This window comes from Azospirillum brasilense (assembly GCF_005222205.1).
GTDB lineage: Bacteria > Pseudomonadota > Alphaproteobacteria > Azospirillales > Azospirillaceae > Azospirillum > Azospirillum brasilense_G.
Map to the genome: position 1 here is coordinate 1,967,982 of NZ_CP032345.1, position 22,269 is coordinate 1,990,250.

Here is a 22,269-nt window from a genome sequence, read left to right on the forward strand (position 1 = left end):
AGGACGCGGCGTCAGCCGCACACCTTCTGGACGACGGAGATCAGCTTCTCCGGGTTGAAGGGCTTCACGATCCAGCCGGTCGCCCCCACCGCCCGGCCTTCGGACTTCTTCTTCTCGTCGGCCTCGGTGGTCAGCATCAGGATGGGCAGCGTGCGGTGCGCCGGGGTGGCGCGCAGGCGGCGGATCAGGGTCAGCCCGTCCATCACCGGCATGTTCAGGTCGGTGATGACGAGGTCCACCTTGTTGGCGCCGATGACGCCCAGCGCCTGCTGGCCGTCGGCGGCCTCGACCACGTCGTAGCCGGCGCCCTTCAGCGTGAAGGAGACCATGTCCCGCATGGTCCGCGAATCGTCGACGGTGAGTACCTTCTTCTTCACGCTTGGCTCCATTGCTTCAACCAGCCGTCCAGCCCCAGATCCTCGCAGGCTTCCGCCAGGACCTCGGACGGCTGGGCGATGGCGAACGTACGGTTCTGTTCGGCGGCGTGCCGGGAGGCGACGAGGAGCGCCTGGACGCAGGCGGTGCTGACCCGCTCCACGGCCGCGGCCTCGGCGACCACGGTTTGGGACGCGGCGAAGCCGGCGCGCAGGCTGTCCAGCAGGGGCTGCGCCATGGCGAGGTCGAGGTCGCTGGGCAGGCCCAGCCGCACCGTTCCCCCCTCGTCGCTCCACTTGATCAAGGTCACCGCCCGTCTCCTTGCAACCCGACCGGGCAATGCCCCGTCCGGGAGACTGTTCATGTCCGGCATTTGGTAAAAAACCTGCCTGAAACACGTATAAGGATTCGTTAAGGCAACTGGACTGACCTGTGTCAACCGGAGCGCGTTCCGGCGGTGTGGTCCGGTTCTTTCGCGGTTTGATCGTTTTGTGACACGGCTGTTGCCGCTGTTGCCAAAGGAACGGTGAAGGCGAAGGTGGCGCCCTTGCCGGGGGCGCTGTCGACCCGGATGCGGCCGCCAAGATGCTCAACGATGCGCTTGCTGATGGCCAGCCCCAGCCCGGTGCCCTGCGGCTTGTCGGTCATGGTGTCGCCGACCTGCCGGAAGCGGTCGAAGACGATGGCCTGATGCTCCGCGGCGATGCCGGGGCCGCTGTCGGTGACCGACACGCGCAGATGGTCGTCCTCCGCCGCGACGGACAGCGAGGCCCGGCCGCCCGCCGGGGTGAATTTCGCGGCGTTGGAGAGCAGGTTCACCGCCACCTGCACCAGCCGGTCGTGGTCGCCGCGCACCGGTGGCAGGCCGTGCGGGATGGTGACGGCCAGCGCGATGCCGCGCTCGTGGAACAGCCGGGCGGTGGCCGCCGCCGCCTGCTCCAGCGCGGCGCCGAGGTCCATCGGGCGGACCTGCCAGTCGATCTCCCCGGCCTCGATCTTCGCCATGTCGAGGACCTGGTTGATGAGGCGGGTCAGCCGCTCGCTCTCGGTGATGACGAGGCCGAGGAACTCCTGCCGCTGCTCCAGCTCGATGTCGGGGTTGTCGTGCAGCACCTCGGTCAGGGCGCGGATGGAGGTCAGCGGCGTGCGCAGCTCATGCGTCACGGTGGACAGGAACTCGTCCTTCAGCCGGTCCAGCTCCGTCAGCCGCAAGTTGGCGGCGCGCAGCGCGGCCGACGCGCGCTGCAGCTCCGCCGTCCTGTGTTCGAGCTGGCGGCTGTACTCGATGACGTGGCTCGTCTCGTCGAGCATCCGCATCAGCTCGGGGTAGCTGACCTCGCCGCCTTCGACCGCGGAGGCCAGGGCCACCCGCGCCGAGGCGGCGCCGATCGCCCCGGCGAGCAGCCGCTCGGCGAAGCGCACCAGTTCCGCCCCGGCCCGGCGGTCCGGTTCCAGCGGCCCGTTGCGGCGGACATATTGGGCGAAGGCGGCCTCCGCGCGCTGCGGACCGAGGAAGCGCGCGACGATGCGCTGCAGGTCGCCGACCGTGGCGGTGCCGCGCCACGCGCCGGCGGGCAGCGGGGTGTCGCGGTGCTGGAACACCTCGACGAAGGCGGTGGCCTGCGCCCGCTCGCCCAGACCGGGGCGGTCGAGCAGGGAGACCACGACGTAGAGCCCGATGTTGAGCAGCATGCTCCAGAACAGGGCGTGGGTCAGCGGGTCCATGCCGTCCAGCCCGAACAGAGCGTAGGGCCGCAGCAGGGCAACGCCCCACGGCCCCTGGTCGATGAAGGCGGCGGGCAGCCAGCCGGACCGCGCGAAGCTGGGCAGCAGCAGCGTGTAGGCCCAGGTCAGGATGCCGGCGCTGAGGCCGGCCAGCGCGCCGCGCCGGGTCGCCCCCGCCCAATAGACGCCGCCGATCAGCGCCGGGGCGAACTGCGCCACCGCCGTGAAGGAGATCAGGCCGATGGCGCTCAGCGCATAGGCCGAGCCGGCGATGCGGAAATACAGGTAGCCGAGCAGCAGGATCGCCACGATGGCGGCGCGCCGGATGGTCAGCAGCAGCGGCGACAGGTCGTGCAGCCGCTCCAGCCGGGCGCTGCGGGCGCGCAGCAGAAGCGGCATCACGATGTCGTTGCACACCATGGTGGAGAGCGCGATGGCCTCGACCACGATCATGCCGGTGGCCGCCGACAGACCGCCGATGAAGGCCAGAAGCGCCAGCCAGTCCACGCCGGCGGCCAGCGGCAGCGCCACCACGAACATGTCCGGGGCCACCGCCCGGTCGGGGAAGCGCATCAGCCCGGCCACCGCCACCGGCAGGACGAACAGGTTGATCAGCAGCATGTAGAGCGGGAACAGCCACAGGGCGCGGGTCAGGTGCCGCTCGTCCACATTCTCGATCACCGTCACCTGGAACTGGCGGGGCAGGCAGAGCACCGCCGCCATCGACAGCAGCGTCATGGTCAGCCACGACCCGTCGGCCAGCGCCGGGGTGGAGGTGAAGAGGGTGCGGATCTCCGGATGCTCCGCAGCCGTGGCGAACAGTTCGGTCGGGCCGTCGTGAAGCCCCCAGACCACCGCCGCGCCGACCGCCAGGAAGGCCACCAGCTTGACCACCGATTCGAAGGCGATGGCCGCCACCATGCCCTCGTGATGCTCCGCCGCGTCGATGTGGCGCGTGCCGAAGATGATGGCGAAGGCCGCCATGACGACCGCCACGTAGAAGGCGTTGTCCAGGACGACGGGCAGGGACAGGCCGCCGGTGGCGCCGGACGGGTCGGTGCCCCACAGCACGTCGAAGCTGACCGCCACGGCCTTGAGCTGCAGGGCGATGTAGGGCGTCACCCCGATCACCGCGGTCAGCGCCACCAGCCCGCCCAGCCCCTGGCTGCGCCCGTAGCGGGAGGCGATGAAGTCGGCGATGGAGGTGATGCGCTGCGCCTTGGCGATGCGCAGGATCTTGCGCAGCACCAGCGGCCCCAGCAGCATCAGCAGGGTCGGGCCGAGATAGATCGGCAGGAAGCCGATGCCCAGCGACGCCGCCCGCCCGACCGATCCGTAGAAGGTCCAGGTCGTGCAGTAGACCGCCAGCGAGAGCGCGTACACGTACGGCGACGCGATGACGCTGCGCCCGCCGTCGGCCCGCCGGTCCGCCCACCAAGCGATGGCGAAGAGGAAGAGCAGATAGGCGAAGCTGGCGGCGACGATGGTGGGCCAGGGCATGTCAACGCCCCCTGCGTTCCAGAAGCACCGCCGACAGCGCGATCACCCCGCCCCACACCCCCAGGGCGTACACGTACAGCAGGGGCATGCCGAACAGCGTGTCCCCGGCGCCGAAAACGCGCAGCAGCGGCGGGTTGAAGGCGACCACGCCGAACAGGAACAGCGCGATCAGCCGGTCGGCGCCCGCCCGGCGCGGTGAAGGGGGTGCGGGTTGCGGGGCGGGCCCGCCGGTCAAAAGGCGCGCTCCCGCGCCGCCAGCTCGACGATGATGTTGGCGCCGCGGATGGCGTCGTCGAGCGTGCGGACGTCGCGTTCCTTGAGCATCTCGACCATGCGCAGGAAGACCGCGGCGGTGACGAGGCTGTCGCCCAGCGCCGTGTGGCGGTCCACCACCTCGATCCCCAGCCGCTCGGCGATGCCGTCCAGCGTGTGGTCGCCGCCCTCGCCGAGCAGCATCCGCGACAGCAGCATGGTGTCGAGAACCGGGCTGTCGAAGCGCACGCCCGAGGCGCGCTCCTTCATCTTCAGGAATTTCAGGTCGAAGGCGGCGTTGTGGGCGATCAGCACAGCGCCCGACACGAAGCCGCGGAACTGCGGCAGCACCTTGTCGATGGTCGGCTTGTCGGCGACCATCGCGTCGGTGATGCCGTGGAAGGGGATCGATTCCGGTGGGATGGTCCGCTTCGGGTTGACCAGCGTGTTGAAGGTCTCGCCGGTCAGGATGCGCCCGCCGACGACGCGCACGGCGGCGATCTGGATGATCTCGTCGCCGGTGCTGGGCGACAGGCCCGTCGTCTCGGTGTCGAAGACCACGTAATGGAGCTGGTCGAGCGGCGTGCGGCCAAGCTCGCTGGTCGCCAGCGGCTGGTGCAGCAGGTTGAAGTCGAAGAACTCCGGCCGCGCCCCGCCGCGCGCCGCGGTGTGGGCCGACGGCGGCTTCAGCGCGGGCGGCAGCGGCACGCGCAGGCGCGACAGCAGCTCGCCCTCCGACCCCGGCCCCTTCACCGGCTCGCTCCACATCGTGCTCTTGTGGTGCTGGAGCACGTCGCCGACCGTCAGGCCGCCCAGCGCGTCGGGCAGCGGGTGGTCGAGCCAGCTGTCCACGATGCCGCTGGGCACCGACGGGCCGCGCCAGGTGATGTCGAGATAGACCCAGCTGTCCCCCGGCTCCACCGACAGGTCGTAGGCGGGGACCCCGGTCAGCGCGTAGACGTACTCGATCAGATAGCCGAACAGGATGACGAGGCTGTAGCTGTCGCCGTGCACCCATTGCGGCAGGCCGGTCAGCGTCACGCCGTACTGGGCGTCCGGCCCGACCCGGTGGCGGATCAGGTTGATCAGGTTGGTGGAGTGGATGTCGCTCATCGGCCAGGAGCCGGTGACGACGCTGCGGTACGCGTTGGTGACGCGGGCCAGCCGCTCCGACAGGGTGTTGGACGAGTCCATCAGCGCGGCTTGGAAGGCGGCGCGCTCCTCCGGCCCCAGCTCCGGCGTGTCGTCCAGCGTCTCCAGCACGGCGCGCAGATTGGCGATGGGCGCGCAGAAGCCTTCCGTCGCCTCGCGCAGCAGGGCGTCGCGCTGGCCGAGCGCGGCCAGTTCGCTGGTCGCGTCCGACAGGGTGATGACGTAGCCCGTGATCGTCGGTGGCTCGTCCGAGCCCTCCGGCGGGTCCTGCAGGATGGCGCTCATGCGCCCGGCCAGCAGGATGTGCCCGTCGGTGGTGGCGCCGACGAACTGGGCGGTGGTGCCGTGCTCGTGGTTGACGTGCCGTCCCTCGCGCACGCGGAGCGTCAGCCGCTCCAGCGTGTGGATGACCGGCTCCGCCACCACGAAATGCAGCAGGGAGCGGCCCAGCCCGAGGTCGCCGGCCAGATGCAGGATGTCGAGCGCCGTCTGGTTGTAGAGAAGGATCTGGTGCTTGAGGTTGCAGACCAGCACGCCTTCATGCAGGTCGCGCAGGACGGCGGCCAGCCGCGTCTTCTGCTCCTCCGCCTTGGCGGTCGACTCCGCGACGGTGCGGGCGGTGTCGCGGCGGGCGGCGGCCAGCTTGTCCGACAGCTCGTTGACCGCCTTGGCCACCGGGGCGAGGTCGCCGTAGCGGGCCAGCGGGATGCGCGCGCCGGTCTTGCCGTCCGCCGTGCCATGGGCGATCAGCCCAGCCTCGCGGCTCAGCGTTTCCGAGGCGCGCAGCAGCCGCCGGTCGACCAGCCCCCACAGGCCCCAGACCGCGGCGGTGACGGCGGCGGTCATGGTGACGGCGTAGGTGACGAAGGCGTTCGGGTCGTTGTTGGCGCTGAAGCCGACCGCAGCCCCCACCGACAGCAGGGGCAGGCCGACGCCGGCGGCGTGGAAGGCCAGGGGGATGATCCGGCGCGGCTCCGCCGGGGTGGTTGCCGGGGCTGCGGTCCCGGCACTTCCGGTGGTCGCCGGGGCGCTCATGGCTGAGGCTCCGCGGTTCCGCCCGGCGCGCTGTCCTGGTTGCTCTCGGGGTTCAGGTATTTGCGGACGGTGGTGACGAGGTCGCGGGTCGAGAAGGGCTTGGTGATGTAGTCGGTGGCGCCCAGCGCCATGCCCTTCTGCCGCTCCACGTCGCGGCTCTTGGCCGTCAGCATGATGATGGGCAGCGACTGGTGGGCGGGGTTGGCGCGCAGCGACTGGCAGACGTCGAACCCGTCGCGCCGCGGCATCATGGCGTCCAGCAGGATCAGGTCGGGCGTGCTTTCCGCAACCGATTCAAGGGCTTCCTCGCCATTGCGGGCGATGCGAACGGCAAAGCCGGCCTTCTGCAACAGGACCTGCAGGGAGAGGACGATGCTGGGCTCATCGTCGGCGACCAGGATCGTCGGCTTCATACCAGGGTTTCCTCCGGTTCGCCGGTCTCATGCGCCGGCTTCTTGCGGCTGCGCTTGTTCTAATATGCGTGCCTGTTCAATCCCATGTTAGCGGCAAGGAGAAGGGCAGATCAAGACGCAGCCCGCCCGCAATACCGAAATTGCGGGCGGGCTTTTGCAAAGGAAAGACGCGGAATAGAAGGGGGCGACAGTTTGTCGCGGTGCCGCCGTTGCCTGCGGTCAGCGCGTTGAGACGACGATGGGCTGGGCTTCCACCTTGCCCTTCAGCGACGCGGCGGCCTGACGGGCGGCCGCGGTGTCGGCGTAGCCGCCGACGCGGACGACGTGCCAGGAGCGCTGCTCGGCGTCGGTCCAGCCCAGCGCGTAGGCGTTGAAGCCGAGACCGCGCAGGCGGCGGACCAGCCCTTCGGCGTTGTCGGCCTGCTGGAAGGACCCGACCTGCACGGCGTAGCGCCCGTCCGGAACGCTGGCGGACGCCGGCGGCGTCAGCACGCCCGACGATGGCGCCGTGGCGGGCGGGGTGGAGGCGGTCTTGGGCGCCGGCTTGGCGGGCTGCGGCGCCGCTGGGCGCGCCGCGGCGGCCGGGCGCTGGGCCGCGGCCGGCGGGGGCGGGGCCGACAGCATGGCCTGAAGCTCCGCCGTTTCCGCGGCCTTCACGGGGGCGGGGCCTTGGCGGGCTCGGCCGGGGGCTGGGCCATGGCCGAAGCCGGCGGGTGCGCCGGGGGCTTCGCGCTCTCCGCCGTTTCCACAGGGTGCGGCGCGGGATGCAGCGCGGGGACGGGGTCGGCCGGCTTGGCGGCGGCGGGAGCGGGCGACGGCAGGACCGGCGGTTCCGGCACCTTCAGCGCCGGCGGCGGAATCTGCGGCAGCGCCATGGGCGGGGTGGCCACCGTGGGCGCCGGAGCGACGACGGTCTGCGTCTGCATCGGCGGCTGGGCCGGAGCAGCGGGGGCCGGAGCGGGGGCAGGGGCCGCGCGGGTGATGAGCGCTTCCGGCTTTGCCGGAGTCCCGGCGCCGGGCGAGGCGCCGCCGGGGCCGGGGCGCTGGGGACGGCGGTGATGAGCGGCGCCGGGGGCGCGGACGGCGCCTCCCCGCCCTGGTCCAGCATCACGACGACCGCGCCGATGCCGATGGCGGCGGCCAGCGCCGCGGCGATCTTGCCGATGGGCAGGTGCCGCTCCGCCTTCCGTCCGGCGTCCGGGGACAGGAGATCGTCGTCCTCCGCCGGGTCGGCCTTCAGATCGTCGTTGAGGGCGCGCAGAAGGCGGGCGATGTCGTCCCGGGCCTCCCCGCCATCGTCGGCGGGGGCGTCGGCCATGGGGCGCGCCTTGTGATCCGCCGTCTGACCGGCGGCCTTCATCTCATCCTTGAACGTCACGGCGGCGTGCGCACCCAGTTGAAGATCGCAAGGAATCGGCAGTCACGGGACCGCGGCCCGAAAGGGCCGCGCCGCGATCCAAAGACCTTCTACTGTATTTCGACGTTCGTTCAAACGCCGATGCGACGAATTGGCGTGAGAAAGTTGGGCGCGGACGCGCGTCCGGGTCGCTTTTTCCCGGTTCAGGCCGGTTCAGGCCGCCGGCCGGTAGGGATGCTCGGCCACCCAGTGGCGGGCGATGTCCAGCCGGGTGGCGACCCACGCCTTGTCGTGGCCCCGCACATAGTCGAGGAAGCGGGCCAGCGCCGCGGCGCGCCCCGGGCGCCCGACCAGACGGCAGTGCAGCCCGATCGACATCATCTTCGGCTGGTCCTCGCCTTCGGCGTAGAGCACGTCGAAGCTGTCCTTCAGGTAGGTGAAGAACTGCTCGCCGGTGTTGAAGCCCTGGTTGGTCGCGAAGCGCATGTCGTTGGCGTCGAGCGTGTAGGGCACGATCAGCTGCGGCCGGCCGAAGCGGTCGTCCCAATAGGGCAGGTCGTCGGCGTAGCTGTCGGCGTTGTAGAGGAAGCCGCCCTCCTCCGACACCAGCTTCCAGGTGTTGGGGCTGCACCGCCCGAGATACCAGCCGAGCGGGCGGGAGCCGGTGACGCGGGTGTGGATCTCGATGGCGCGCAGCATGTGCTCGCGCTCCACCTCCTCCGGCAGATGCTGGTAGTCGATCCAGCGGTAGCCGTGGGTGGCGATCTCCCACCCGGCGTCCAGCATGGCGCGGACGGCGTCCGGGTTGCGCTCCAGCGCCATGGCGACGCCGTAGACGGTCACCGGCAGGCCGCGCTCGGTGAACATCCGGTGCAGCCGCCAGAAGCCGGCGCGGGAGCCGTACTCGTAGATCGACTCCATGTTCATGTGGCGCATGCCGACGATGGGCTGGGCGCCGACGATCTCCGACAGGAAGGCCTCCGACGCGGCGTCGCCATGCAGGACGCAGTTCTCCCCGCCCTCCTCGTAATTGATGACGAACTGCACCGCCACCCGCGCCCCGCCCGGCCAATAGGGGTGCGGCGGACGGGACCCGTAGCCGATCAGGTCGCGCGGGTAATCGTGTGACATGGCGGGTGCGCTCCGTAGGGAAGAGGGGCGGTCAGGAGGCGGAGGACGAGGATTTTTCGGCGGGTGGCTCCTCCGGCACCTGATGGCGCAGGATCAGCGGGGCCTGGAGGGCGCTGAACAGCAGGGTCAGGGGCATGATGCCGAACACCTTGAAGTTCACCCAGGCGTCGGTGGTCATGGTGCGCCACACCACCTCGTTCAGCGCGGCCAGCAGCAGGAAGAACCACGCCCAGCGGATCGCCAGCGTCCTCCAGCCGGCGTCGGACAGGTTCAGCACCGATCCCAGGACGTGCTTCAGCACGTTGCGCCGCGTCAGGTGCGCCGTGAACAGGACCGCGGCGAACAGCAGGTTGACCAGCGTCGGCTTGATCTTGATGAACAGGTCGTCCTGGAGCCACAGCGTCAGCCCGCCGAACAGCAGGACGAAGCCCGCCCCGACCACCGGCATCACCGGCACCTTGCGTTCGAACCGCCAGGAGATCAGGACGGAGATGCTGGTCGCCACCATGAACACGGCGGTGCCGATCATGATGCCGGCCTGGGAATTGGCGATGAAGAAGGCCGCCAGCGGGCCGGCTTCGATCAGCAGTCGGGCGTATTGGTTCATGATCCTCACATAGACCGAACCGGGCTTGGGATAAAGTGAATCCCTCTCCCGTCCCGGGAGAGGGTGCCCACGCAGTGGGCGGGTGAGGGTCTTGCGAGGATCAAGGCACTGATCCTTGGCGGCACCCTCACCCTCCCACCGCTTTGCGGTGGGTCCCTCCCTCTCCCGGGACGGGAGAGGGATCGAAGGCCGAGGGTATTTGGAAGCGCTCAGAACCGGTAGGAGGCGCGGATCGAGCCGTAGTTGGTGTAGGATTTCTGCCCCTCGAACTCTGGCGACAGGAAGTTCTGGGCGTAGGAGATGCCGAACGGGCCGTAGCGCAGCGCCACGCCGAGCTGGAAGGCGGCGACGAAGTTGTGCTTGTCCACCGACCGGCTGTCGCGGAAGCTGTTGCCGTCCAGGAAGATGTTGCGGGCGATGGCGCGCCCCTCCGCCCCGGCGTAGACGTACCAGGAGAAGGGCGGGCGCGGCTCCCCCGCGGCCACGCTGTCCTGGTAGGGAATGCTGGCGGTCGGGCGGAGGATCAGCGCGCCGACCGGCGGCGCCATGTTGCCGCCCAGCCGCATCGTGACGCCCGCCCCGCCGAAGGTCAGGACGTTGCCGACGCTGCCGGCGACGTGGGGGCTGATGTCCGCCTCGAAGGGGCCGATGCGGGCCGGGCGTTCGGCGCGCCAGACATGCTCGTAGCTGAGGATGATGCCGGGCTCGTTCTTGAGCTGGTAGTCCCAGCCCTCCGGCCAGCGGGCGCCGGGCACGATGCGGTGCACCGCCTTCTGGGTCTGCTCCGCCAGCGAGGCCGGGCCGACCATGCCGAGGTCCAGGTCGATGCGGTCCACCTGCCGCGTCTCTTCCGAGATCACCGACAGGCGCCCGTACAGCCAGCCGGCGTAGGGGCGGTCGGTGGCGTCGGGGATGGGCTTGGTGATGTCGCTGGGGGTGTACATGTTCTGGCCGAAGGCGATGCCGTAGCGCCGCACCCCATGCTCGCCGATCCACGGGACGAGGTTGGCCAGCCAGTCGATGTTGCCGTAGGTCGGGCGGTCGCCGGAGACGTAGTAGAACTGCACACCGTTCGTGTAGTAACGGTCGGTGCCGCCACCGAACAGGTCGTTGTCGACCCAGGCGCCGATGGACGGGCCGGACCGGGGCGTGGTTTCCGCCGGCGGAACGGTGTCTGTGTTTGGAGCATTGTCCGCCTCTGGTGCGCTTTGCGCCAGCACCGGTCCTGCCGCCAGCCCGAGAGAAAGGGCGGCGATGACGCTCCAACCTGCACGCACGGCCATAATGGTTGAATTCCCTTCGTTGCCGAGCACCCTAAGATAGGGCGCAGGCGCCCTTTGGCGCCTGCACTTTCGGGTGGGGCAAAATGGCTTTCGGAGGGCCGCTTACTGGAAGGCGGCCTCGGCGAAGCTGCGCAGCTTGCGGGAATGCAGGGTCTCCATGCCGTGCTCGCGCAGAAGCTCCATGGCCAGCACGCCGATCTTCAAATGCTGGTCCACCCGCTCGCGGTAGAAGCGGTCGGCCATGCCCGGCAGCTTCAGTTGCCCGTGCATCGGCTTATCGGAGACGCAGAGCAGCGTGCCGTAGGGAACGCGGAAGCGGAAGCCGTTGGCGGCGATGGTGGCGCTTTCCATGTCCAGCGCGACGGCGCGGCTCTGGCTGAAGCGCATCAGCGGCTCGCGGTGGTCGCGCAGTTCCCAGTTGCGGTTGTCGATGGTCGCCACCGTGCCGGTGCGCATGATGCTCTTCAGCGCGTAGCCGGACAGGCCGGTCACCCGCTCCACCGCGGTCTCCAGCGCGCGCTGCACCTCGGCCAGCGCCGGGACGGGCACCCAGGTCGGCAGGTCGGCGTCCAGCACATGGTCGTCGCGGACATAGCCGTGGGCCAGCACATAGTCGCCCAGCCGCTGCGTGCTGCGCAGGCCGGCGCAGTGGCCCAGCATGATCCAGGCGTGCGGGCGCAGCACGGCGATGTGGTCGGTGATCGTCTTGGCGTTGGACGGGCCGACGCCGATGTTGACCAGCGTGATGCCGTTGCCGTCCGGGCGGGTCAGGTGGTAGGCGGGCATCTGCGGCAGGCGGAGCAGCCGCGCGCCGTTGGTGGGCGCCTCGCCGGGATTGCCCCCCAGATTGGCGTTGTGGACGATGACGCCGCCGGGCTCGACGAAGCGGTCGTACTGGCTGCGGTAGGCGGCCAGCTCGGGATCGGCGGCCGGCTCCATGATCTCGCGGGCCATGCGGATGAACTCGTCCACATAGAACTGGTAGTTCGTGAACAGGACGAAGTTCTGGAAATCCTCCGGTGCCGTCGCCGTGTAGTGGCGCAGCCGGTGCAGCGAGAAATCCACCCGCGGCGCGGTGAACAGCGCCAGCGGCTTCACCGCGTCCAGCGACTCCTCGTAGGTGCCGTTGACGATGGTGTCGTCCATGCGGGCGAGGTCGGGCAGGTCGAACAGGTCGGGCAGCCCGGCCAGCCGCTCCGGCGTCAGGTCGCCCTCGACGTGCATGCCCTGCGGGAAGGCGAAATGGATGGGGATCGCCTCGTCGCTGACCCCGACCTCCAGCGGAACATGGTGGTTGCGCAGCAGGAGCGAGAGCTGTTCGCGGTAATAGCGGTCGAACAGGTCGGGGCGGGTCAGCGTCGTGGAGTAGGTGCCCGGCCCCTCCACGAAGCCGTAGGCCAGCCGCGTGTCCACCGTGGCCGCCGAGGCGGTGGAGAGGCGGACGTAGGGGTAATGGGCCTGCTCCCGCCGTCCGCCGTCTTCGCCGCGGGTGAAGGCGGCGAAGCGGTCGCGCAGATAGGCGGTGTTGCGGTCGTAGAGGTCCTTGACGAGGGCCAGGGCGGCGTCCGCGTCGGTGAAGCGCTCGACAGGACCGGGGGGCACGGGGGAGGGGGAGTTTGGGGCAGCCGTCATAGTCTTCAGATAGGGCTTGGGCGAAGCGGCCGGAAGGCCTTTTCTCGCCCCGCCCACGGTTGGGCGCCGTTACTGGGACGGCAGCCCCATCAGCGACTTGGCGAACTGGTCGGCGTCGAACGGGCGCAGGTCGTAGACGCCCTCGCCGATGCCGATGGCGTGCACCGGCAGCTTGAACCGCTCGGCCAGCGAGACCAGGACGCCGCCGCGCGCCGACCCGTCCAGCTTGGTCAGGATCAGGCCGGAGACGTTCACCATGTCGCGGAACACCTCCACCTGATTGTGCGCGTTCTGGCCGGTGGTGGCGTCCAGCGTCAGCAGGGTGGTGTGCGGGGCGCTCTCGTCCACCTTCTTGATGACGCGGACGATCTTGCGCAGCTCCTCCATCAGGCCGGCCTTGTTCTGCAGGCGGCCGGCGGTGTCGATCAGCAGGATGTCCACGCCCTGGCGCCGCGCCTCCTCCAGCGCGTCGAAGGCGAGGCCGGCGGCGTCGGCCCCGGTGTCGCGGGCGATCACCGGGCAGCCGGTGCGCTCGCCCCAGATCTTCAACTGGCTGACCGCGGCGGCGCGGAAGGTGTCGCCGGCGGCCAGCATGACCGTCTTGCCCTCGGCGCGGAACTGGCGGGCCAGCTTGCCGATGGTCGTCGTCTTGCCGGTCCCGTTGACGCCGACCACCAGGATGACGTGGGGCTTCAGCGCGGCGTCGATGACCAGCGGCTTGGCGACCGGGCCGACGATCTTCGCCACCTCGGCGGCCAGCGTGGCCTTGACCTCCTCCGGGCTGACCTCCTTGCCGAAGCGGGTGCGGGCCAGCTCCGCCGTCACCTTGGCCGCCGTGGTCGGGCCAAGGTCGGCGGTGATGAGCAGCTCCTCCAGCTCCTCCAGCGCCTCGTCGTCGAGCTTGCGCTTGGTGAAGATGCCGGAGATGCCCTCGGTCAGCTTGGACGAGGACTTGGACAGGCCGTCCTTCAGCCGGGCGAACCAGCCCTTCTTGGGCTTCTCCTCCTCGGCCGTCAGGGCCACGGGGAGGTCGTCGCGGACGATCTCCGGCGTGTCCTCGCGCTCCTCCGGCCCGGACGGCGGAGCGATGGGCGGCGGGGGCGGGGTCTCGACCGCGGGCGGCAGCGGGAGTTCGGGTTCCGGCACCGGCTCGGGCTCCGGGGCCGGCGGCTCCTCGGCGACCGGTTCCGGAACAGGCGGCTCCTGGACCGGCTCTTTGGCGACCGGCTCTTCGGCGACCGGCTCCGCTGGCGCCGGCTCGGCGGGGACCGCTTCCGGAAGCGGGGCGGTCGTTTCGTCCTTGCGGGCTTGCTCTTCGGGCTTCTTGCGGCCGAACCAACGCAGGATCATGGCGTGTCCACTGTTTTCAAAGGGGGGTGCCGGTCAGCGCGCCGCCGGCCACGCCGGTGACCGTGGCGCGCAGGACGGAGCCGGGGGGCCGGGGCGTGCCCAGGCGGATTTCGGCGAAATGCTGGGTGCGGCCGAGGTCGTCCTTCTCGACCAGCACCGACACCTCGCGCCCGACCAGCGAGGCCAGCGTGCGGGCCTCGGCCTCGGCGCCGCGCGCGCGCAGACGGGCCGCGCGCTCCTTGCGGAGGCCGCCGTCGACCTGCGGCATGCGGGCGGCCGGGGTGCCGGGGCGCGGGCTGTAGGGGAAGACGTGCAGCCAGGTCAGGCCGCACTCCTCGACCAGCCGCATCGTGTTCTCGAACATCTCGTCGGTCTCGGTCGGGAAGCCGGCGATGAAGTCGGCGCCGAACACCATGTCGGGACGGAGGGAGCGCACGCGCTCGCAGAAGGCGATGGCGTCGGCGCGGCTGTGCCGGCGCTTCATGCGCTTCAGGATCATGTCGTCGCCGGCCTGGAGCGACAGGTGGAGGTGCGGCATCAGCCGCGGCTCGGTCTCGATCAGGCGCCACAGGTCGTCGTCGATCTCGATGCAGTCGAGCGAGGACAGGCGCAGCCGCGGCAACTCCGGCACCAGCGCAAGCAGGCGGCGCACCATCTGCCCCAGCGTCGGCGTGCCCGGCAAATCGGGGCCGAAGCTGGTGATGTCCACGCCGGACAGCACGACCTCGTTGTAGCCGGCCTTCACCAGCGCCTGCACCTGCTCCACCACCGCCCCGATGGGAACGGAGCGCGACGGGCCGCGGCCGTAGGGAATGATGCAGAAGGTGCAGCGGTGGTCGCAGCCCTGCTGGACCTGGACGAAGGCGCGCGCCCGGTCCTCGAATCCGCCGATCAGGTGGCCCGCGGTCTCCTTGACCGACATGATGTCGTTGACCAGCACCTTCTCCGCCGGGGCCAGACCCCAGCTTTCCGGCTGCAGCTTCTCCTGGTTGCCCAGGACCTGATCGACCTCCGGCATGGCGCCGTAGCGCTGCGGGTCGATCTGGGCGGCGCAGCCGGTCACCACGATGCGGGCGTTCGGGCGCTCGCGGCGCAGCTTGCGGATGGTCTGGCGGGCCTGCCGTTCCGCCTCCGAGGTCACCGCGCAGGTGTTGACGATGACGACGTCCCCCAGCCCGGCGTTGCGGGCGTGGGTGCGCATCACCTCGGATTCATAGGTGTTCAGGCGGCAGCCGAAGGTGACGATCTCCGGCTCGTTGGTCACAGTGTCGCTCATGCTCTTTCAGCCTAACGGGCGGCCATTCGTTCAGGCGGCCGCCAACTCCGCAGACAGCCGCCCGCTGTAGCTCAGGGCGACCGGGCCGGTCATCAGGACGCGGCCGTCCTCACGCCATTCGATGGTCAGGGTGCCGCCGTCCAGGATCACGTCGACCTTGCGGTTGGTCAGCCCGCGGCGGATCGCGGCGACCGCGGTGGCGCAGGCGCCGGTCCCGCAGGCCTGGGTGATGCCGGCCCCGCGCTCCCACACGCGCATGCGGACGCTGCCGGGGGACAGCACCTGGACGAACTCGACGTTGGTGCGCTCGGGGAAGGCCGGGTGATTCTCGAACACCGGGCCGACCTCGGCCAGCGGCACCGCCTCGGCGTCGTCCACGAAGAAGACGGCGTGCGGGTTGCCCATGCTGACCGCGGTGGGACCGGCGAAGCCGCCGTGCGACACCGCGTCGAGGCACAGCGTGTCCGCCGGTTCCGCCAGCGGGATCTGCGTCCAGTCCAGATTGGCCTGACCCATGTCCACGGTGATGCGCCCGTTGTCGGCGCGGCTGGCCTGCAGGATGCCGGCGTTGGTCTCGAAGGCGACGCGCTCCGCCCCCGCCTCCTCCATCAGCAGCCAGCCGACGCAGCGCGAGGCGTTGCCGCAGGCCGACACCTCGCCGCCGTCGGCGTTGCGGATGCGCATGAAGCCCGCCGTGCCGTCCGTTTTCGCCGGCTCGATCACGATGAACTGGTCGCAGCCCACCCCGGTCTTGCGGTCGGCGATGGCACGCACCTCGGCCTCGGCCGGCGAGTACGGCGTTTTGCGGGCGTCGATCACGACAAAGTCGTTGCCGAGCCCGTGCATCTTCAGGAATTCGCGCGTCATGACCGCCGTTATATGGCGACCGGGCCTGCGGAGTCCATGGCTGCACGGGGTGGTCGCGGCAAACAGTTCACGGAGTCACTGGGTTTCGGCTCCGCCGGTGTCGGCCGTGTCCCCGTCGGGCAGGGTGGCGCCCGACGCCGGGGGGATGCCTTCCAGCAGGTCGAGCATCCGGGCGAGGGTGTCCTCCGACTCGGGCCGCGGCGGCGTTCCGCCGGTGCGCTCCCACGCCTCGTAATCCCAACCCGCGGCGCCCATCGCCATGTCGGGCAACGTGAAATGCCCCTCCACAGCATGGGTCGGCGGTCCGCCCGTGCGGGACAGCCCGACCAGCAGGGCTACGGACACGGTGACTCCAGCCACCCAGGCCCACAGCACGTCGCTGTTGTTCATGGCTCCCTCCCGGCTCTTTGCCAAGGCAGGTCGGTGTCGGGGCCAGTCCTGTCGGATGCGCCCCATTCCATGGACTTCGGGTGTCTGCGGCGGCGCACAATGAGGCTTCGGGAGATATCCGGAAGGGGAGGTTGCCCTTGGCAGTCCGAAGGTCAGGCGCCTTTGAAGACCAGATGCTTGGAGGCGGCGAAGTTCAGCGCCATGCCGGACAGCGAACCGGCCGCGACGGCCAGCACCGGGTGGGCCTCGGCGATGGGCAGGGCGGCTTCCAGCCCGACCGAGACGCCGTAATTCACCGCCCCGCCGAAGGCGTTGGCGGCCAGGAAGGTCGCCCATTGCCGGTACAGCGGCGCGTCGGCCGCCCCGCGGAAGGTGAAGGCGCGGTTCAGCGCGAAGGTCGTGGTGGCGGCGGCCAGATAGGCGGGGATGCGGGCGGCGAAGAATTCCAGCCCGGCGCCGAACACCAGCGCGTAGACCACCGCCGTGTCCACCACCAGACCGACCACGCCGACGAGGCCGAACTTGCCGAACTGCACGGCCAGCCGGCCGAGCCGGCTGTCGGACAGGGTGCCGAGGAGATCGCCCATGGTCAGGACCCGGCGGCCTTGCGGACCGGATGGACGCCCGGCGCGGGGATGGACAGGTAGCGCATGCGCTTGGCCTCGCGGCGGCCCAGCGTGACCGTGTCGAGGATCAGCCCGCAGGTCAGGCTGAGGAAGCCCAGCAGCATCAGCCCGGTGGACAGCACGGCGGTGGGCAGGCGCGGCACCAGCCCGGTCTGCAGGTAGGTCGCCACCACCGGCCAGGCGAGGATCACCGACGCCGCGGCGAGCGCCGCGAAGATGGCGAAGAAGAAGGGCAGGGGGCGCTCCTCCTTCACCAGATTGACGATGGTGCGCAGGATGCGGACGCCGTCGCGGATGGTGTTCAGCTTGCTGTGCGAACCCGGCGGGCGGTCCTTGTAGGGCGCCTTGATCTCGGCGATGGGCATGTTCAGCTCCAGCGCGTGGACGGTCAGCTCCGTCTCCGTCTCGAAGCCGCTGGCCAGCGCCGGGAAGGACTTGATGAAGCGCCGCGAGAAGACGCGGTAGCCGGACAGCATGTCCTGGATGCGGTTGCCGAAGATCAGCGCGACCATGCCGGTCAGCAGCTTGTTGCCGAAGCGGTGGCCGGGCCGGTAGGCCTTGACGATCTCGGTCACGCGGGCGCCGTTGACCATGTCGAGCTGGTCCTCCCACAGCCGCTTGACCATCAGCGGCGCGGAGGGCGCGTGGTAGGTGTCGTCGCCGTCCACCAGCACATAGACGTCCGCCTCGATGTCGGAGAACATCCGGCGCATGACGTTGCCCTTGCCCTGCAGCGGCTCGTGCCGCACCACGGCGCCGGCGGCCTTCGCCACCTCCACCGTGCGGTCGGACGAGTTGTTGTCGTAGACATAGACCGTCGCGTCGGGCAGCGCCGCCTGGAAGTCGCGCACGACGGCGGCGATGGCCGCCTCCTCGTTGTAGCAGGGGATCAGCACCGCCACCACGGGGGCCATATCCGGGTCCGCTTCCCGGGTCGGGGCTGCGGACGCCGCGGCCCGGTCGGATTGACGGTCGGCCGGTCGGTCGATGATGGAGACGGTCATGGCGATGCGCTTCGAAACGGTGCCTGTGTAAGGTTAAACAGCACAATCGCCTGATTTAATCCACTGACCTTTCAAGGTCCGCCATTCGTTGCACGGCGCAGAGGTTCAGCGGCTCGCCCAGGTTGTTGGGAATGACGCGGCAGTTGTCCTGCGCCACCCGCAGCCCCAGCAGGGCGGCGGCCTTCGCCGCGCCGGGCGTGTCGGGGATGGTGCTGAGCATCAGGAAGCGCCCGCGGTGCGCCCCCACCTTGTCCTGCATCAGGGCGAGGTAGCCGTTGCCGACCGAATCCGGCTGGAGGAAGTTGGACTGGATGCGCACGAAGGGGATGCGCGGCGGGAAGGCCGGGATGACGTGGGAGATCGCCCAGTAGCCGGCCATCAGCACCATCGTGCCGTCCGGGTCCTCGATGGGCGGCACGGCGGCCTCGACCCAGCGTTCGCCCCACGGCACGCGGCCCCAGTCGGCGGGCCGGGCGGTGGCCTGGACCAGCAGCAGGAGCGCCGCCGCCAGGGCGAGCGCCGCCCGGCGCGGCACCGGCAGCAGGCCCGCCGCCATGACGATGGCCAGCGGGGCCAGCATCTCCAGCGGCACCAGATAGCGGTAGATGCAGAACATCCCCACCCACAGCGCGTAGGTCACCGCCATGGCGGTCAGCAGGTAGCGGCTGGCGGCGGTGTCGGTCAGCCCCGCGGAGGGCCGGCGGAAGACGCGTCCGAGCAGCGCCAGCGCCGCGGCGGCGGGAACGAGGAGGAACAGCACCAGGACGCGCAGGTCGAAGAAGGCGACCTCGCCGACCTTCAGCGGCGCGAAGGGGAAGACCAGCGGGAAGAGCAGGCGCTCCAGCCGCGAGTCCGGGAAGAAGCCGACGTTGACGTAGCCGGACAGCGCGGCGAAGGGCGACTTGAAGATCTGGTTCATGTGCGGGAAGACCGGGTTCCCGTACTCCACCCACAGATGGGCCATCCAGAAGCCGCCGCACAGCGCCAGCCCGCCGAGCACCCCGACACCGAAGAGGAAAGCCAGCCACAGCCGCCGCCAGGGCCGCGCCGGCAGCGCCAGGAAGGCGAGGCAGAGCCCGACCGCGTAGATCACCGTGGGGTTCTTCATCCCCATCGCCGCCCCGGCCAGCAGCCCCGCCGCGGCCGCCCGCACAAGGGCGCCCGGCACCGGCCCGTCGATCAGCCGCGGCAGCGACCCCGCCACCACGACCAGCGCGCCGAGCACGCCCAGGCTGACCATGTTGTCGTGGAAGGTGGTGCCGAGCAGCCCCAGCGTGCCGCCCCCGAAGCCGGCCATCACCGCCAGCAGGGCGGCCAGGGCCACCCGGCGTCCCGCACCGCCGACGCGCAGCGTGGCGTGGGCCAGCAGGAAGGCCAGCGCCAGGTTCAGCCCGTGCAGCGTCCCCCAGACGAATCCCGCCGCGCGCGCCGGCAGATGGCTGGCGAGCAGGTAGAAGGGCACATCCAGCAGGGGGTTGTAGAAGCTGGGCATCTGCGCCGGCAGCATGTCCATGCCCAGCCGTCCGGTCAGCAAGGCGTAGGCGTTGTACCAATGGTAGTTCCGCAGATCCCAGTTGGCGTCCATGCCGAGCGCCAGCCCGAGCAGGCCGTAGAGCGGCGGGGCGAGCAGCAGAAAGGCGAGCGCCGCGGTGCGCGGGCGGCGGGCGGTGGGGAGCAAGGTCATGGAGGTCGCGGAACCCAGGGAAGCGTCGGCCCCTTGGTAGGCGAGGGGACGCCCCACAGCAAGGACCGGATGCCGGGCCGGCCCTGGCGGAAGGCACGGCGGCGGACGTGACGGCGGACCTGGTGGAGGGAATTCGGGAGCAATTTCGTTGCGTCCGGCTGTGTTCCGGGATGCGGAATCGCGCGCCGCGGGCGCCGTTTGCGGCAAGCTTCCTCTGGCAATGGCGGGACGGGTCTGCTATTCACCGAACTCCGCATGCACACGCTTGCGCCTCTTTTGCGCGACAGGATTCTGGCGATGGAAAAGTTTACGGTTCTCACCGGTGTTGCGGCGCCGCTGCCGATGATCAACGTCGACACCGACATGATCATTCCCAAGCAATTCCTGAAGACCATCAAGCGGACCGGGCTGGGCAAGCATCTTTTCGACGAGATGCGCTACACCCCCGACGGCGCCGAGGTCGCGGAATTCGTCCTCAACAAGCCGGCCTACCGCAGCGCCAAGATCCTCGTGTCGGGCGACAATTTCGGCTGCGGCTCCTCGCGTGAGCATGCGCCGTGGGCGCTGGCCGATTTCGGCATCCGCTGCATCATCGCGCCGAGCTTCGCGGACATCTTCTTCAACAACTGCTTCAAGAACGGCATCCTGCCGATCAAGCTGCCGAAGGAACAGGTGGACCTGCTGCTCGACGACGCGTCGCGCGGGTCGAACGCCATCGTCTCGGTGGATCTGGAGAAACAGGAGATCACCGGTCCGGACGGCGGCAAGATCAGCTTCGAGGTCGATCCCTTCCGCAAGCATTGCCTGCTGAACGGGCTGGACGACATCGGCCTGACCATGCAGCAGGCCGCCTTCATCGACCAGTATGAAGGCAAGCAGCGCGGCGGCCAGCCCTGGCTCTGGGGCTGAACCAAGCCAACCGATACCGGCCCAATGGCATCAGGCCATGACGGCCTTGCGGACCGGCGGGGGTGGACCCACCTTCCGGCCTGTCGGTCCGCGGATTAGACAACACTGATAAAGTCTCCAATGGGGAGTGCGTGCGCCATGCCCGCCAACAAGAAGCTTCTGTTTTTGCCCGGCGACGGGATCGGTCCGGAGGTCATGCGCCAGGTGCGCCGGGTCATCGACTGGCTCGACCGCAAGCGCAACGTCACCTTCGACGTCACCGAGGGGCTGGTCGGCGGTGCGGCGATCGATGCCTACGGCGTTCCCCTGAAGGACGAGACGCTGGCCGACGCCCTGGCGGCGGACGCGGTGATGCTGGGCGCCGTCGGCGGCCCGAAGTGGGACAACCCCACCGACTACACCAAGCGTCCGGAAGCCGGCCTGCTGTCGCTCCGCAAGGAACTGAACCTGTTCGCCAACCTGCGCCCGGCGGTGGTGTTCGACGCCCTGGTCGACGCTTCGACCCTGAAGGCCGACGTCATCAAGGGCCTGGACATCCTGATCGTCCGCGAGCTGACCGGCGGCGTCTATTTCGGTGAGCCGCGCGGCATCACCGACATCGGCAACGGCGAGCGCCGCGGCGTCAACACCCAGGTCTACACGACCAGCGAGATCCGCCGCGTCGCCCGCGTCGCCTTCGAGCTGGCGCGCAAGCGCGGCAACAAGCTCCACTCGATGGAGAAGGCCAACGTGATGGAATCGGGCCTCCTGTGGCGCCAGGAAGTCACGAAGCTCCATCAGGAGGAGTTCTCCGACGTCACGCTGGAGCACATGTACGCCGACAACGGCGCCATGCAGCTGCTGAAGAACCCGAAGCAGTTCGACGTGATCGTCACCGACAACCTGTTCGGCGACATCCTGTCGGACGAGGCGGCGATGATGACCGGCTCGCTCGGCATGCTGCCGTCGGCCTCGCTCGGCGCCCCGGACGCCAACGGCCAGCGCAAGGCGCTCTACGAGCCGGTGCACGGCTCCGCTCCGGACATCGCCGGCCGCGACCTCGCCAACCCCTGCGCGACGCTGCTGTCCTTCGCGATGTGCCTGCGCTACTCGTTCAACATGGACGAGGAGGCGAAGATGCTGGAGAAGGCCGTGCAGAACGTGCTGTCGGGCGGCATGCGCACGGCGGACATCATGGCGCCGGGCATGGCCCGCTGCTCCACGACCGTCATGGGCGACTCGATCCTGCGCGAGCTGGACAAGCTGGCCTCCTGACCGGTTGCGCCTCCGGCCCGGCAGGCTGGAGGACGCCGACCAGCGGACGATGAAAAGAAAGCCCCTCTCCGGTTCCGGAGAGGGGCTTTTCTCGTTGGTGCCGTCAGTCGCCTTCGCCCGGACGCAGGGCGGCCCCGCGTCCGCCATGGCTCGCCTGCCCGCCCTTCCGCCCCGCTTCGGCGGCCAGGGATGGGTTCTTGGAGAAGCTGCGGGAGGACGCCGGTACGCTCCGGCCCCCCTTCCGCCCCGCCTCCGCGGCGAGTTCCGGGTTCTTGGAGAAGCTGCGCTTGTCGGCTGGCACGCTTTCCCCGCCCTTGCTGGCGATCTGGCGTTGCCGGTCACGGTCCATCGATGCGAAGCCGCGGTTCGATGTGCGACCGCTCCCGGATTGGACTTCGTCTTGGCCGTTGTCTTTCGAGGCCATCTTCAACCTCCACCTCTGCCACA

The 22,269-nt window shown here is 69.9% G+C and carries 23 protein-coding genes; 2 read left to right on the forward strand and 21 right to left on the reverse strand.

Going from position 1 to position 22,269, the window contains the following annotated elements; all coding sequences use genetic code 11:
• Nucleotides 1–11: 11 nt before the first annotated feature.
• The 20 genes from D3869_RS09505 to D3869_RS09600 all read right to left on the reverse strand — a co-directional run bounded on the left by D3869_RS09505 (nucleotide 12) and on the right by D3869_RS09600 (nucleotide 19,659).
• Nucleotides 12–389, reverse strand: coding sequence for a response regulator (locus tag D3869_RS09505; protein WP_014241666.1), 378 nt, complete (start codon nucleotides 387–389; stop codon nucleotides 12–14).
• Nucleotides 374–685: an STAS domain-containing protein gene (locus D3869_RS09510; RefSeq protein ID WP_137139846.1), complete on the reverse strand. Its 312-nt coding sequence runs from the start codon at nucleotides 683–685 to the stop codon at nucleotides 374–376. The genes D3869_RS09505 and D3869_RS09510 overlap by 16 nt, the downstream gene beginning before the upstream one ends.
• A 125-nt stretch (nucleotides 686–810) precedes the next feature.
• Complete coding sequence (locus D3869_RS09515) at nucleotides 811–3,600, reverse strand: sensor histidine kinase (RefSeq protein WP_137139847.1); 2,790 nt, start codon at nucleotides 3,598–3,600, stop codon at nucleotides 811–813.
• 1 nt (nucleotide 3,601) lies between these two features.
• Complete coding sequence (locus D3869_RS09520) at nucleotides 3,602–3,835, reverse strand: hypothetical protein (protein WP_137139848.1); 234 nt, start codon at nucleotides 3,833–3,835, stop codon at nucleotides 3,602–3,604.
• On the reverse strand, nucleotides 3,832–6,039 hold the full coding sequence (locus D3869_RS09525) for a 3'-5' exonuclease (RefSeq protein ID WP_137139849.1): 2,208 nt from the start codon (nucleotides 6,037–6,039) through the stop codon (nucleotides 3,832–3,834). The genes D3869_RS09520 and D3869_RS09525 overlap by 4 nt, the downstream gene beginning before the upstream one ends.
• On the reverse strand, nucleotides 6,036–6,452 hold the full coding sequence (locus D3869_RS09530; protein ID WP_137139850.1) for a response regulator transcription factor: 417 nt from the start codon (nucleotides 6,450–6,452) through the stop codon (nucleotides 6,036–6,038). The genes D3869_RS09525 and D3869_RS09530 overlap by 4 nt, the downstream gene beginning before the upstream one ends.
• 219 nt (nucleotides 6,453–6,671) lie before the next feature.
• Nucleotides 6,672–7,109, reverse strand: a complete 438-nt coding sequence (locus tag D3869_RS34430; protein WP_137139851.1) for an SPOR domain-containing protein — start codon at nucleotides 7,107–7,109, stop codon at nucleotides 6,672–6,674.
• On the reverse strand, nucleotides 7,106–7,327 hold the full coding sequence (locus tag D3869_RS09540; protein ID WP_175426429.1) for a hypothetical protein: 222 nt from the start codon (nucleotides 7,325–7,327) through the stop codon (nucleotides 7,106–7,108). The genes D3869_RS34430 and D3869_RS09540 overlap by 4 nt, the downstream gene beginning before the upstream one ends.
• A complete protein-coding gene (locus D3869_RS09545) occupies nucleotides 7,294–7,830 on the reverse strand; it encodes a hypothetical protein (RefSeq protein WP_137139853.1) in 537 nt (178 codons plus the stop codon). The genes D3869_RS09540 and D3869_RS09545 overlap by 34 nt, the downstream gene beginning before the upstream one ends.
• Before the next feature lie 192 nt (nucleotides 7,831–8,022).
• Nucleotides 8,023–8,940: an allantoinase PuuE gene (puuE, locus tag D3869_RS09550; RefSeq protein WP_137139854.1), complete on the reverse strand. Its 918-nt coding sequence runs from the start codon at nucleotides 8,938–8,940 to the stop codon at nucleotides 8,023–8,025.
• A 31-nt stretch (nucleotides 8,941–8,971) separates the two neighbouring features.
• Entirely contained in the window at nucleotides 8,972–9,547 is a 576-nt protein-coding gene (locus D3869_RS09555) for a septation protein A (protein ID WP_137139855.1), read from the reverse strand.
• 209 nt (nucleotides 9,548–9,756) lie between these two features.
• Entirely contained in the window at nucleotides 9,757–10,830 is a 1,074-nt protein-coding gene (locus D3869_RS09560) for a lipid A deacylase LpxR family protein (RefSeq protein ID WP_137139856.1), read from the reverse strand.
• Nucleotides 10,831–10,932: 102 nt separating this feature from the next.
• Nucleotides 10,933–12,462, reverse strand: coding sequence for an AMP nucleosidase (locus D3869_RS09565; RefSeq protein ID WP_137139857.1), 1,530 nt, complete (start codon nucleotides 12,460–12,462; stop codon nucleotides 10,933–10,935).
• Nucleotides 12,463–12,531: 69 nt separating this feature from the next.
• A complete protein-coding gene (ftsY, locus tag D3869_RS09570) occupies nucleotides 12,532–13,812 on the reverse strand; it encodes a signal recognition particle-docking protein FtsY (protein WP_137139858.1) in 1,281 nt (426 codons plus the stop codon).
• A gap of 16 nt (nucleotides 13,813–13,828) precedes the next feature.
• The gene (gene mtaB / locus D3869_RS09575) at nucleotides 13,829–15,088 is read right to left on the reverse strand and encodes a tRNA (N(6)-L-threonylcarbamoyladenosine(37)-C(2))-methylthiotransferase MtaB (RefSeq protein ID WP_137139859.1); all 1,260 of its coding nucleotides are present in this window, start codon (nucleotides 15,086–15,088) and stop codon (nucleotides 13,829–13,831) included.
• Between the two features lie 30 nt (nucleotides 15,089–15,118).
• Nucleotides 15,119–15,955 (reverse strand): diaminopimelate epimerase, encoded by an 837-nt coding sequence (dapF, locus tag D3869_RS09580; RefSeq protein WP_137139860.1) that lies wholly within the window; start codon nucleotides 15,953–15,955, stop codon nucleotides 15,119–15,121.
• Nucleotides 15,956–16,030: 75 nt separating this feature from the next.
• Entirely contained in the window at nucleotides 16,031–16,345 is a 315-nt protein-coding gene (locus D3869_RS09585) for a hypothetical protein (protein ID WP_014241651.1), read from the reverse strand.
• 152 nt (nucleotides 16,346–16,497) lie between these two features.
• A complete protein-coding gene (locus tag D3869_RS09590) occupies nucleotides 16,498–16,932 on the reverse strand; it encodes a GtrA family protein (protein ID WP_014241650.1) in 435 nt (144 codons plus the stop codon).
• A gap of 2 nt (nucleotides 16,933–16,934) precedes the next feature.
• Nucleotides 16,935–17,975: a glycosyltransferase family 2 protein gene (locus tag D3869_RS09595; RefSeq protein WP_137139861.1), complete on the reverse strand. Its 1,041-nt coding sequence runs from the start codon at nucleotides 17,973–17,975 to the stop codon at nucleotides 16,935–16,937.
• A gap of 55 nt (nucleotides 17,976–18,030) precedes the next feature.
• On the reverse strand, nucleotides 18,031–19,659 hold the full coding sequence (locus tag D3869_RS09600) for a hypothetical protein (RefSeq protein ID WP_247895607.1): 1,629 nt from the start codon (nucleotides 19,657–19,659) through the stop codon (nucleotides 18,031–18,033).
• Between the two features lie 297 nt (nucleotides 19,660–19,956).
• On the opposite strand from D3869_RS09600, the gene leuD reads away from it, so the two are divergent.
• Both leuD and leuB read left to right on the forward strand, forming a co-directional pair.
• Nucleotides 19,957–20,568, forward strand: coding sequence for a 3-isopropylmalate dehydratase small subunit (gene leuD, locus D3869_RS09605; RefSeq protein WP_014241647.1), 612 nt, complete (start codon nucleotides 19,957–19,959; stop codon nucleotides 20,566–20,568).
• Nucleotides 20,569–20,706: 138 nt separating this feature from the next.
• On the forward strand, nucleotides 20,707–21,822 hold the full coding sequence (gene leuB, locus D3869_RS09610) for a 3-isopropylmalate dehydrogenase (protein WP_014241645.1): 1,116 nt from the start codon (nucleotides 20,707–20,709) through the stop codon (nucleotides 21,820–21,822).
• Nucleotides 21,823–21,925: 103 nt separating this feature from the next.
• Here leuB and D3869_RS09615 read toward each other — a convergent pair whose 3' ends face one another.
• Nucleotides 21,926–22,246: a general stress protein gene (locus tag D3869_RS09615; RefSeq protein ID WP_079285003.1), complete on the reverse strand. Its 321-nt coding sequence runs from the start codon at nucleotides 22,244–22,246 to the stop codon at nucleotides 21,926–21,928.
• Between the last annotated feature and the right edge of the window lie 23 nt (nucleotides 22,247–22,269).

Excerpts from the sequence above, each read along its gene's own strand:
- D3869_RS09505 (WP_014241666.1), bottom strand. The coding sequence starts at position 389 with ATGGAGCCAAGCGTGAAGAAGAAGGTACTCACCGTCGACGATTCGCGG.
- D3869_RS09515 (WP_137139847.1), bottom strand. The coding sequence starts at position 3,600 with ATGCCCTGGCCCACCATCGTCGCCGCCAGCTTCGCCTATCTGCTCTTC.
- D3869_RS09525 (WP_137139849.1), bottom strand. The coding sequence starts at position 6,039 with ATGAGCGCCCCGGCGACCACCGGAAGTGCCGGGACCGCAGCCCCGGCA.
- D3869_RS09530 (WP_137139850.1), bottom strand. The coding sequence starts at position 6,452 with ATGAAGCCGACGATCCTGGTCGCCGACGATGAGCCCAGCATCGTCCTC.
- D3869_RS09540 (WP_175426429.1), bottom strand. The coding sequence starts at position 7,327 with ATGGCGCTGCCGCAGATTCCGCCGCCGGCGCTGAAGGTGCCGGAACCG.
- puuE (WP_137139854.1), bottom strand. The coding sequence starts at position 8,940 with ATGTCACACGATTACCCGCGCGACCTGATCGGCTACGGGTCCCGTCCG.
- D3869_RS09555 (WP_137139855.1), bottom strand. The coding sequence starts at position 9,547 with ATGAACCAATACGCCCGACTGCTGATCGAAGCCGGCCCGCTGGCGGCC.
- D3869_RS09560 (WP_137139856.1), bottom strand. The coding sequence starts at position 10,830 with ATGGCCGTGCGTGCAGGTTGGAGCGTCATCGCCGCCCTTTCTCTCGGG.
- D3869_RS09565 (WP_137139857.1), bottom strand. The coding sequence starts at position 12,462 with ATGACGGCTGCCCCAAACTCCCCCTCCCCCGTGCCCCCCGGTCCTGTC.
- ftsY (WP_137139858.1), bottom strand. The coding sequence starts at position 13,812 with ATGATCCTGCGTTGGTTCGGCCGCAAGAAGCCCGAAGAGCAAGCCCGC.
- mtaB (WP_137139859.1), bottom strand. The coding sequence starts at position 15,088 with ATGAGCGACACTGTGACCAACGAGCCGGAGATCGTCACCTTCGGCTGC.
- dapF (WP_137139860.1), bottom strand. The coding sequence starts at position 15,955 with ATGACGCGCGAATTCCTGAAGATGCACGGGCTCGGCAACGACTTTGTC.
- D3869_RS09585 (WP_014241651.1), bottom strand. The coding sequence starts at position 16,345 with ATGAACAACAGCGACGTGCTGTGGGCCTGGGTGGCTGGAGTCACCGTG.
- D3869_RS09590 (WP_014241650.1), bottom strand. The coding sequence starts at position 16,932 with ATGGGCGATCTCCTCGGCACCCTGTCCGACAGCCGGCTCGGCCGGCTG.
- D3869_RS09595 (WP_137139861.1), bottom strand. The coding sequence starts at position 17,975 with ATGACCGTCTCCATCATCGACCGACCGGCCGACCGTCAATCCGACCGG.
- D3869_RS09600 (WP_247895607.1), bottom strand. The coding sequence starts at position 19,659 with ATGACCTTGCTCCCCACCGCCCGCCGCCCGCGCACCGCGGCGCTCGCC.
- leuD (WP_014241647.1), top strand. The coding sequence starts at position 19,957 with ATGGAAAAGTTTACGGTTCTCACCGGTGTTGCGGCGCCGCTGCCGATG.
- leuB (WP_014241645.1), top strand. The coding sequence starts at position 20,707 with ATGCCCGCCAACAAGAAGCTTCTGTTTTTGCCCGGCGACGGGATCGGT.
- D3869_RS09615 (WP_079285003.1), bottom strand. The coding sequence starts at position 22,246 with ATGGCCTCGAAAGACAACGGCCAAGACGAAGTCCAATCCGGGAGCGGT.